This window comes from Chitinophaga sp., from assembly GCF_036569125.1.
Lineage (GTDB): Bacteria > Bacteroidota > Bacteroidia > Chitinophagales > Chitinophagaceae > Chitinophaga.
In genome coordinates this window covers 1-10,523 of the sequence record NZ_DATCRF010000448.1, presented here as the reverse complement: position 1 = coordinate 10,523, position 10,523 = coordinate 1, and the positions used below count along the sequence as shown (strand labels likewise).

The 10,523-nt window shown below is 48.2% G+C and carries 10 protein-coding genes; 5 read left to right on the top strand and 5 right to left on the bottom strand.

What is annotated here, in order from left to right:
* A partial coding sequence (locus tag VIM87_RS16800) for a DUF5723 family protein (protein WP_331998112.1) occupies positions 1–469 on the top strand: 469 nt, incomplete at its 5' end.
* Between the two features lie 156 nt (positions 470–625).
* Positions 626–1,924, top strand: coding sequence for a folylpolyglutamate synthase/dihydrofolate synthase family protein (locus VIM87_RS16795; RefSeq protein WP_331998111.1), 1,299 nt, complete (start codon positions 626–628; stop codon positions 1,922–1,924).
* Positions 1,925–1,927: 3 nt separating this feature from the next.
* On the opposite strand, the gene VIM87_RS16790 is transcribed toward VIM87_RS16795, so the two are convergent.
* The gene (locus VIM87_RS16790) at positions 1,928–2,488 is read right to left on the bottom strand and encodes an NUDIX hydrolase (protein WP_331998110.1); all 561 of its coding nucleotides are present in this window, start codon (positions 2,486–2,488) and stop codon (positions 1,928–1,930) included.
* A gap of 39 nt (positions 2,489–2,527) precedes the next feature.
* Positions 2,528–3,061 (bottom strand): YfiT family bacillithiol transferase, encoded by a 534-nt coding sequence (locus VIM87_RS16785; protein WP_331998109.1) that lies wholly within the window; start codon positions 3,059–3,061, stop codon positions 2,528–2,530.
* 436 nt (positions 3,062–3,497) lie between these two features.
* Here VIM87_RS16785 and VIM87_RS16780 point away from each other — a divergent pair, with 436 nt between their 5' ends.
* Entirely contained in the window at positions 3,498–4,271 is a 774-nt protein-coding gene (locus tag VIM87_RS16780; RefSeq protein WP_331998108.1) for a hypothetical protein, read from the top strand.
* An 82-nt stretch (positions 4,272–4,353) separates the two neighbouring features.
* Here the strand turns inward: VIM87_RS16780 and VIM87_RS16775 are convergent, their stop codons facing one another.
* The 3 genes from VIM87_RS16775 to fbp all read right to left on the bottom strand — a co-directional run bounded on the left by VIM87_RS16775 (position 4,354) and on the right by fbp (position 6,990).
* On the bottom strand, positions 4,354–5,118 hold the full coding sequence (locus VIM87_RS16775; protein WP_331998107.1) for an ABC transporter ATP-binding protein: 765 nt from the start codon (positions 5,116–5,118) through the stop codon (positions 4,354–4,356).
* A gap of 164 nt (positions 5,119–5,282) precedes the next feature.
* A complete protein-coding gene (locus tag VIM87_RS16770; protein WP_331998106.1) occupies positions 5,283–5,774 on the bottom strand; it encodes a CAP domain-containing protein in 492 nt (163 codons plus the stop codon).
* Positions 5,775–5,970: 196 nt separating this feature from the next.
* On the bottom strand, positions 5,971–6,990 hold the full coding sequence (gene fbp / locus VIM87_RS16765; protein ID WP_331998105.1) for a class 1 fructose-bisphosphatase: 1,020 nt from the start codon (positions 6,988–6,990) through the stop codon (positions 5,971–5,973).
* A gap of 149 nt (positions 6,991–7,139) precedes the next feature.
* Between fbp and VIM87_RS16760 the strand changes: the two genes are divergently transcribed.
* Together VIM87_RS16760 and VIM87_RS16755 are read left to right on the top strand one after the other, a co-directional pair.
* Positions 7,140–8,438: an aspartate kinase gene (locus tag VIM87_RS16760; protein WP_331998104.1), complete on the top strand. Its 1,299-nt coding sequence runs from the start codon at positions 7,140–7,142 to the stop codon at positions 8,436–8,438.
* 406 nt (positions 8,439–8,844) lie between these two features.
* Positions 8,845–10,523 (top strand): outer membrane beta-barrel protein (locus VIM87_RS16755; protein WP_331998103.1); only part of this gene is annotated, 1,679 nt, incomplete at its 3' end.

The following is a 10,523-nucleotide window of genomic DNA, read 5'->3' as shown; positions in this document are numbered from 1 at the left end:
GCGTTATTACCGCCGCGTACGGGATTATTTTTCTCCCATTCCTACCTACGACGGATATTTCATGAACTTACCCACGGCCCTGCATTTATCCGGCGATTATAATATTGACGGCCGCTTTTTTATAAGCGCCAATGCCGTAGTAGGCTTTTTCTCCGGGAAAAAGGATGATAGTAAGAACTATGCTATTACGCAATTACAGGTAACGCCACATTTTGATACCCGCAATTTTGGCGCTTATTTACCCCTGGTGGTGAACCGCTTTGGCCAGGTAGATGCCGGTGTGGGCTTACGCTTAGGCCCCCTGGTGATTGGCTCTGCCAGCATAATCTCTAATTTACTGCGTTCACAGCTCAACCATGCTGATGGGTTCCTGGCGCTGCGCGTGCCCATGATCAGCCTGAAGAAACGGGATGGCAGCGGCGGCCGCTATGGCAAACAATTACAGCAGGTGCAGTGCGCGCCTAATTGATGCGGGACATGTTGTGTATATGCTGCATTACCGGTTTGCTGCACCGCAGCACATCAGTTAAATGCCTGGCAGCATTCTGCTGCTTAAAAGTACCTTCATTTAATTTTTTTATCGAAGTTTGCATTACGGAATGGTTTTTCTGTAATACAAACTTATATGAACTATCAGCAAACTGTTGATTACCTCTACCAGCACCTGCCCATGTTTACCCGGGTAGGCGCCGTAGCCCTGAAGAATGATCTGCATAATACACTGGAGCTGTGTAACCTGCTGGATAATCCCCAGCAGAAGTTTAAATCCATCCATATAGCCGGCACTAACGGCAAGGGCTCTACGAGCCATATGCTGGCCGCCATCTTACAGCAGGCCGGTTATAAGGTAGGCCTGTACACCTCCCCTCACCTGCAGGATTTCCGGGAACGGATACGTATAAACGGGCAAATGGTGCCGGAGAAGTTTGTAGTGGAGTTTGTGGAGCAAATGCAGAACGCCATTGCCGGCATTGAACCTTCTTTCTTTGAGCTTACCGTGGCCATGGCATTCCACTATTTTGCGCTGGAGCAGGTAGATGTAGCGGTGATAGAAGTAGGCCTGGGCGGGCGGCTGGACAGCACCAACGTAATTACCCCGGAGCTGTCGGTGATCACCAACATCAGCTACGATCATATGCACATACTGGGCAATACCCTGCCGGAAATTGCAGCTGAAAAAGCAGGCATTATAAAAGCAGGCGTACCGGTAGTGATCGGCGAAACACAGCCCGCCGTACAATCCGTATTCATGAACAAAGCGGCGGAGCAGCAGGCCCCCATTCATTTTGCCGACCAGGAATGGCTGGTGCAGGAAAGTAATTTAAACCCCACCCATCCCGGCAGCGGTTTGCAAATGCAGCTGCTGCATAAGCAACAGCAGCAGGTAAAACATATTACCCTGGGCCTTAGCGGGCAGTACCAGGAAAAGAATATTATGACAGTGCTGAGCGCCGTAAAAGTATTGCAGCACAGCGGCTGGAGCATTCCGGATGCAGCCCTGCATGATGGCTTGCTGCACGTAAAAAAGCTCACCGGCCTGCGCGGGCGTTGGGAGGTAATGGGCGAGAATCCGCTGCTGGTAATGGATGTAGGGCACAATGAAGCCGGCATAAAAGAGATCATACAACAACTACGGCATACCAAATACCAGCAGCTGCATATTGTAACCGGCTTTGTAAAAGATAAAGCGGTGGATGCAGTATTGCCCCTGTTCCCTGTTACTGCTACCTATTATTTCACCAAAGCGCAGATACCGCGTGCGCTGGATGAGCACATCCTGGCGGAAATGGCTGCTGCAAACGGTTTAAAAGGGCATACCTATGCCACCGTGCAGGAAGCCTTACAGGCTGCCAAACAGCATGCCCATAAGGATGATATGATACTGGTATGCGGCAGCTTCTTTATAGTATCGGAAGCAATGTAACGGTTAAACGATCTTTAGCTGCTCCAGCTTCAGCAGCGCGTATAAGATACAGGTTACGTGCAGGCTTTGCTTGATCTCCTGCTTCAGCAGCATTTGCTTCAGCTCCTCCATGGTAAGATATACGATCTCTATTTCTTCGTTCTGATCCAGCTGCTGCTCCTGTACCTTTTTACCGCCGGTAGCCAGGAACATATGCGTTACATTGTTGCTGGATGCGGGGTTGGGGCAGATCTCACCCAGGTACGTAACCTGCTCAAATGAATGGCCGGTTTCTTCCAGCAGCTCACGGCGCATGGCCACTTCCGGCGATGCATCTTCCGGGTCCATGGTGCCGCCGGGGATCTCCAGCAACGTTTGCCTGAAGCCCTGCCGGAACTGCCTTACCATGATCACGCGCCCATCTTCCGCAATGGCTAAGCCATTTACCCAGTTCGCATATTCCAGCACGTAATAAGGTTCTACAATTTTGCCGCTGGGTGTTATACAGCGGTCTTTACGGGCTGTTAGCCAGGCATCCTTATAAATATATTCTGAATGCAGCGTTTTCCACTCTAATGAAGCCATTATTGATTGTTTAATATGGTTGGCAGTATGGTTGTTTTCCTATTTATCAAAGTTCCGCTCCCGCAGCCTTTCGATCTGTGCAAAATGATGCTTGCCATGCCAGGCATAATTGGCGGCAACGGTTTTCAGCTTAAAGGTGGTATGATGCTCCGGGTGTACAAAAGAGCGCTCCCAGTCCTCCGGCGACATGCTTTCCATTAAATTCACCCAGCGGGCATGCAAGGCATGCAGCAAGGTAATAGACATGTTGATGGGCGTGCGTTCCACATCGCCCAGCTTAGCCCAGGCAGCTTCGTCGTAAGGTTTAATAACCGGGTTATCTTCTGTAAGCGCCAGCTTAAAACGGGTGAGCGCATTCATATGACTATCTGCCAGGTGATGCACCACCTGCATTACCGTCCAGCCGCCGGGGCGGTAAGGTGTGTTCAGCTGCCAGGCATCCAGGTCCTGCACGGCTATTTCCAGGATGGAAGGTAAATAACGGATATCGTTGATATAGATCTTAAGGTCTTCAGGCTTAATAAGCATGGGGGCCTCAAAGCGGCCGATCGGATATTGTAGCTGTTCCAGCATAATTAATAATGAATAATTAAGAATTAATAATCACGAAAGCGAGTGCTTAAAGCTACAATAATAGAACAAGAATGCAAATGGATGGGGTTTACTGCTTAACAGGTAAAAGCTATTAATTAAAAATATTTTTACTATTTTTCTTCCGCAGTCCGGAACACAGCCACTGGCGTTAAAGATAAGTCCCTATTAAAAAATGAAAACACTCAACACGATCCTTCTCCTTATACTCTCCACCACTGTGTTTGGGCAGACAGCGAACCTGCTGACAGCAGCACAGATCTTAGATTCATCGATAACATTTTGTGGTGGAGAAAAAAGAATTGCAAACATCAGATCCTCCAGCATTAATTACCGGCTCATTCAACAAGACGGATCATCGGCCATCGTTGCTGAAAAAAGAAACACCGGACGGAAATATGTTCAAAGCATTCTTTCAATGGAACATGTTCCCCAAACAACCTTCTTTAATGGTAACAGCGTAACAAGGATCAATGGTTCTTCGATCCTCCGGTTTGAGGACCCGTCAGCAGTGGAAGAAATAAAGCTTAAAACCTATAACCAGGTTCAATATGCCTACAAAGCGCTGGGTTACAAGCTTACGCGGCTGCCCGATAAGAAATTCGAGAATTTTGACTGCTATGTAGTGAATGCAGCAGCGGAAAACGGCTACACTACAATGAATTTCTTTGATAAAACAAACTTCAGGTTATTAATGATCGTATATCCCAATGGCAACAAGTCGCTGTTGATGGAGTACCTTTTTAAAGACCAGGTATTGTTCAACGCTTACATCATTAACACCTTTGCTGATTCCGGCGAAAAACAAGCCCTTAAGCTGCAACAGATCGAGCTGAATACCCCCATCTCCGGCCTGTGGTTTAACTGCCCGTACAAAGACAAAGTAGCTATTCCGCCGCATATCATGACCGGAAAATTCGAATCAACCAGTGGTGTTAAAACCGTTTTTACCAGAACAAAGGATGTTCAGGATTACTACAACGATCAGGGAAAAATTGATCTGAGAAGATCCTTAAAATGGGCGAATGACGACACGTATGGATTAATGGATGAGCAGGCAGTGAGGGACAAGGATGATCCGGCAGCCGCGGGTATTTTAGTAAGGATCATATCCTGGGACGACAACGGGTACGTTTGCCATTGGATCACCGGTAAGTACACTGACACCCAGGACTATAAAATAACGAAATAAATAGTGGCATTACTAACGCAAACCAGGCATTCCCTTGCAATACCCTTCCTACGATCATTAATTATTAATTCTTCATTATTAATTATTCCTCGCGCAGCGCCCGCCCGGTCATGTGCAGGAACACATCTTCCAGGTTCGCCTGCTTCACCTCTTTCCGGCGTTCAAAGCCGCCGGCTACCAGGTTATCAATTAAAGCGTCGGGTGAGTTAATGGCAATGATCTCGCCTTTATCTACAATGGCGCAGCGGTCACAAAGGAACTCTGCTTCATCCATATAGTGGGTGGTGATCACTACCGTAGTGCCCTGCGAGCGTACCAGCTGTATCAGCTCCCACAGGTTGCGCCGCGCCTGGGGGTCCAGGCCGGTGGTGGGTTCATCCAGGAAAATGATCTTGGGTTTGTTAATGAGCGTAGTGGCTATGGAAAAGCGCTGTTTTTGCCCGCCGGAAAGCTGCTTGTATTTGGCGGTAGCTTTATCTTCCAGGTTAAACCGCTGCAGCAGCTCCTTAGGATCCACAGGCTGGTTGTATAAACCGCTGAACAGGTCTATCAGCTCCGTGAGGTTCAGGTTAGGGTAATAGCCGGAGCTTTGCAGCTGCACGCCAATGATCTTTTTAATCCCATTGGGATCTTTATCCAGGTCCATCCCGTCTACCATTACCTGCCCGGAGGTTTTATCGCGTAAGGTCTCTATGATCTCCAGCGTGGTGGATTTACCGGCGCCGTTGGGGCCCAGCAAACCAAAGATCTCGTTCTCATACACCTCAAAGCTGATGCCTTTAACCGCGGTAAAATCGCCATACTGTTTTACCAGGTCCTTCACCGTAATGATCGTTCTCTTTTCCATGTTCCAAAAGTAAAAGTTAAAAAGTAAAAGTAAAAAAGTAAAAATGCGAAGAAGCCGCAGCCTATAAGCAATACCAGCGCTGTTACAGTATAATAACAGTTCTCAAATGCTTACAGCCTGCGGCTTCCGGTTTTTAATTTTTGCTTTTTTACTTTTTACTTTACTCAGTGTTTAATAAACACCTGGGTAAAGAAAATAATGTTGCCTTTGCCTTGTGCGCTGCCAATCCCTATCAGGTTATAGTCGCCCAGCATATTGCGGCGGTGCCCGGGGCTTTTGATCCAGCCATTCACTACGCCTTCCGCATCCAGGTTGCCATAGGCCACGTTTTCAGCGGCAGCAGCTACCCGGCCCAGTTTTTTGCCTACATGGTCCACACGCTCCTCAAAACCCTCGTGTCCAAAGCCGGTGCGGCCTTTAGCCATATCCTGGCTATGGTCTTCCGCCTCTTTGCTGATGGTTGATACCAGCTGCAGCGGGGCCAGCCCCTTGGATTGACGGAACTTGTTGGTGTAATACAGGATCTGCTCATCCATGCTTTTGGCGGCCACGCTGCTGTCAGCAGCCACGGTGCCCCGGTGGCAGGCCCAGGCCTGCATGCTCAGGAAAAAGCTCAAAAATAACAGTACGATCTTGCGTTGTTTGCTAATAACCATATACTTATTAAATAATTGAAAAAGGGAATGTCCCTGTTAGACTATTTAAAACGGTTCAGGTTTAGCAAGTATTGTACCTATTTTTAATTTAGCGGAAAGCTTAAAGCATAAAGCACAAAGCTGATGGCCTTATATACTTACCATAGCTTTATGCTTTATGCTTTATGCTTTATGCTTTATGCTTTCTGCTTTCTGCTCACCCCCTATAATTGGTAACGATCTGCTGCCAGGTATCCATCATACTCTTGGAACCTATAAAAATAGGTACCCGCTGGTGCAGCTGTGCGGGCTTCAGCTCCAGCAGGCGCTGGCGCCCGTTGGCCATAGCTACGCCCCCGGCCTTTTCCATAATGAACGACATGGGATTGCACTCATAGCACAGGCGCAAACGGCCTGCGGAGAATTTGCCAAAGGCAGGGTACATGAAAATACCGCCCTGGATCAGCGTACGGTGTATTTCCGCCACCATGCAGCCCACAAAGCGGTGCCGGTACAGCTTATCCTGCTCATTACGGGCCATAAACTGGTCAATAGCAGCGCGGATGCGGGGCTCGTACATATGGTAATACCCTATGTTCACGGAGAAAATGTCGCTTTCAGTAGGGCATTTAAGGTTCGGGTGCGACAGGCAGAACTCCCCTATGGAGGGGTCCAGGGTAAAACCCTGTACGCTGCGGCGGGTAGCATATACCAGCATGGTAGAGGAGCCGTAAATAATATACCCGGCTGCTATCTGCTGAGTGCCCGGCTGCAGGAAGTCTTCCAGCTCGCAGCGGCTGCCATTGGGGCTTAAACGCCGGTATACGGAGAAGATGGTGCCTATGGAAACGTTTACATCTATATTATTGGAACCGTCCAGGGGATCCAGCAAAACAACGTATTTTGAGTTCCTGGAATGCTCATCATCAAAAGCAATAAAGGTTTCATTCTCTTCAGAAGCCACGCCGCAGCAGTAAATGCTGCTTTGGAGGGAATCAATGAACTGGTCGTTCGCAAACTCATCCAGCTTTTTAACAGATTCGCCCTGTACGTTGGTTTTACCAACCTCACCCAGTATATCGGCAATACCGGCCTTGTTCACCTCTACATTCACACGTTTGGCTGCCAGCCCTATATCCCGCAATAAACCGGATAGCTGGCCGGTGGCCCCCGGGTAATTCCTAAGCTCCTGGATGGTAAATTCGTCTAAGGTCATCACCTTTTGCTTGCTGTTCATATATGGTTATCAGATTTGGGTACGAACGAATATAAAGTAAAATAGTTCTATTTTAACGGGACTGTCATTTCTTTCCCAACATATTTTAAAACAATTTCAAAGTTGCCGTAATTTGCCGGAACTTTTTTTAACAGAAGATATTTTACCCTATGAAGGTTTTCAAGTTTGGCGGAGCAAGTTTAGAAAGTATTGAACGCATCCATAAAGTGGGCGCCATTGTGCAGTCTTTTCCCGATGAAAAGATCCTGATCGTTATATCCGCCATGGGCAAAACCACCAATGAGCTGGAGAAGGTAGCCCAGAACTTTTTTATGCGTAAGCGCGAAATAGCCGCCCAGCTGCTCTTTAATTTAGAGCAGGCCCATATAGATACCGCCGCTGCCCTGCTGGGTAACCGGGAGCATGCCGTGTTCCAGCAGCTGCAGCAGTTCTTTACCGAAGCGGAATGGACCCTGGGCGAAAAGCCCCTGCGCCCCTTTGATTACTATTACGACCAGCTGGTAAGCCTGGGCGAGCTGTTAAGCACCGCCATTGTAAGCGCATGGTTCAACCAGGCCGGCATTGCCAATACCTGGATAGATGTGCGCGACATATTCCGTACCGACGATAATTTCCGGGATGCCAACATTGACTGGGCAGTGACCCAGCGTAACATTACGGAAAAGGTATTGCCCCTGTTCAACAGCACCAACGTGGTAATAGCACAGGGTTTCATTGGCAGCACCGATCAGAACGAAAGCGTAACCCTGGGCCGCGAAGGCAGCGACTACTCCGCCGCTGTATTTGCCAACATGCTGGATGCCGAAAGCCAAACCATCTGGAAAGATGTGGAAGGTTTAAAGAACGCCGATCCGAAGCTGTTCCCCAACACCATTAATATACCGGAGATCAGCTACAGCGAGGTGATTGAAATGGCTTATTACGGCGCACAGGTTATTCACCCCAAAACCATTAAGCCGCTGCAGAACAAGCAGATCCCGCTGTACGTAAAATCGTTCCTGAACAAAGACCTTCCGGGCACCGTGATCAAGGAAGAGGCAGACCATGCGCAGCTGCCGCCCATTATTGTGCTGAAGCAAAACCAGGTGCTGATCACCGTTACCTCCCGCGATTATGCTTTTATTACGGAAGATAAGATCAGCGATATCTATGAGATCTTCCACGGCCTCAAAATAAAGATCAACCTGATGCAGAATGCGGCCATCAGCTTCTCCTGCTGTATTGATAACAACCCGGAAAAAATAGAGCAGCTTATTAAAGCCCTGCACCAGGATTTTAAGCTGGCCTATAATGAATCCCTGCAGCTGCTTACGGTACGTTATTATGAGAACGGTTTACTGGAAGAGCTAAGCAACAACAAAACCATTTTACTGGAACAAAGATCCCCCATCACCGTGCAAAGAATTTTAAAGGACCCCGCACCACTCGCCAGCGACGTGCAGTTATAATACGCTGATAGTCAATACCCATACGAGCTAAATATTGCATTACGTCACAATTTATAAAGACGTGTGCAACCTTTCTTTAACTTGCTCGTCTTTAATAGAAAGTAATCAAAATGAAAAAGGTCATCCTGCTATTAATGTTCTGTATCGTTGTACTGGCATTATGTACCTGGGGAAACCGTCTTTCAAAAGCACCCGCCGCTGATAAAGTAGAGTTACGCCCTGAACTGGTGCCGTTTTACCTGGTTACACGCATACCGGAATTTTTCATACCATCAAAACAACACAACGATGCATGCGTTGATGCATGCCGCAAGATCTAAACTGTAGGCATTTTCTAAAACCGTCAATAAATATTACAACATTTAATGCCGTAGCTGTCCGTCATGGCTGCGACCAATCTGTGAATATGAACAGGATCATACTAACGGGGCTTTTTATGCTCTTAACCCTGGGTGCCGCATGGGCCCAAAACGCCAACAAACAAGGCAAAATAACAGTCAGGATCATGGATGGCAAGAACCAGCCCCTGGGATTTGCCAATGTGCTGGTACGCGCCGTAAAGGACAGCGCGCTGGTAAAAGGTGAGCTGAGTACTGAACAGGGCAGCTGCACCATTGATAATATTCCTTTCGGACATTACTATATACAATCTACCCTCATGGGGTATGCCCCCGTACAGAGCCCGGCCTTCATCCTGGATGCGAACCACCAAAACCTCTCCTTACCCGCCATACAATTAGTACAGCAAACCAAGAACCTGCAGGCAGTGAATGTAACCGCACAAAAGCCCTTTATTGAACGCAGCGCCGGTAAAACCACGCTGAACGTGGAAAGCAGTGTATCCTCCGCCGGGCAAACCGTGCTGGACCTGCTGCGCAAAGCGCCGGGCGTTACCGTTGATAAGGATGATAACGTAGTGGTAAAAGGCAACCAGGGTGTAACCATTATGATAGATGGTAAGCTCACCTACTTATCCGGCGATCAGCTGAGCAACCTGCTGAAAAGCACGCCCGCAGAAACCGTTTCCCAGATAGAGATCATTACCACCCCCGGCGCTAAATATGATGCTGCCGGTAACAGCGGTATCATTAATATCAAAACCAAAAAGGGACAGCTTACCGGCATCAACGGCACCCTGAATGCCAGCATGGGACAAAGCCGCTACCCTATTTATAATGCCGGCGGTAACCTGAACTGGCGCACCACTAAGTTTAACCTGTTTGGCAACTACAACTACGGCAACCGCCAGTTTTATACCCTGCGGGAGCTGTGGCGCTATATTAATGCGGATGAGCCCATGCTGTTCCACCAGGATATCTGGCAGCGTAACCAGTTTAAGAACAGCACCTATAAAGCCGGTATGGATTATTTCATTAGCAAGCAGCATACCGTAGGCGTACTGGTGAACGGGTATAACAACTCCTTCCGCAACAGCATTTACAGCGCTACGGATATCGGCAAGCAAACCGGCGAAATAGATTCCGTGCTGAACACCCTTACCACCAATAATAACAAGTTCAATAACGTAGCTGTAAACCTGAACTATAAGGGCCAGCTGGATACCAACGGCACAGAAATAAGCATGGATGCGGATTACGCCCGGTTCAAGAACAACCGTAACCTGAACCTGCGCGACAGCCTGTACGACCGCCACCTGGAAACCGTGCGCGACCCGCACGCCATCCGCAACATGGGTAATACCAATGTTACCATTAAAAGCATTAAGGCCGACCTGGTGCTGCCCCTGAACAAACAATCCAAAATAGAAGCCGGCGTAAAAGCCAGCTTTGTGGAAACAGATAACAAGCTGCGCTACGATTCGCTGAGAGGTAAGGATTATGTGTACGCCCCTTCCCAAAGCGACCAGTTTATTTATAAAGAGAACATCCTGGCTGCCTATACCTCTTACAAGCTGCAATGGCGTAAGTGGGATCTGCAGGCCGGCCTGCGCCTGGAGAAAACCATTTCAGAAGGTAATTCCATCAGCCTGCAAAGCAAGATCAAACGTTCTTACCTGGACTTTTTCCCCAGCCTGGCTGCCGATTATAAAGTGAATGAGGATAACAAAGTGGGTCTGTCCTATTC

Bases quoted from the DNA above. Each gene is read 5' to 3' on its own strand.
- VIM87_RS16795 (WP_331998111.1), top strand. From the start codon at position 626: ATGAACTATCAGCAAACTGTTGATTACCTCTACCAGCACCTGCCCATG.
- VIM87_RS16790 (WP_331998110.1), bottom strand. From the start codon at position 2,488: ATGGCTTCATTAGAGTGGAAAACGCTGCATTCAGAATATATTTATAAG.
- VIM87_RS16785 (WP_331998109.1), bottom strand. From the start codon at position 3,061: ATGCTGGAACAGCTACAATATCCGATCGGCCGCTTTGAGGCCCCCATG.
- VIM87_RS16780 (WP_331998108.1), top strand. From the start codon at position 3,498: ATGGAACATGTTCCCCAAACAACCTTCTTTAATGGTAACAGCGTAACA.
- VIM87_RS16775 (WP_331998107.1), bottom strand. From the start codon at position 5,118: ATGGAAAAGAGAACGATCATTACGGTGAAGGACCTGGTAAAACAGTAT.
- VIM87_RS16770 (WP_331998106.1), bottom strand. From the start codon at position 5,774: ATGGTTATTAGCAAACAACGCAAGATCGTACTGTTATTTTTGAGCTTT.
- fbp (WP_331998105.1), bottom strand. From the start codon at position 6,990: ATGAACAGCAAGCAAAAGGTGATGACCTTAGACGAATTTACCATCCAG.
- VIM87_RS16760 (WP_331998104.1), top strand. From the start codon at position 7,140: ATGAAGGTTTTCAAGTTTGGCGGAGCAAGTTTAGAAAGTATTGAACGC.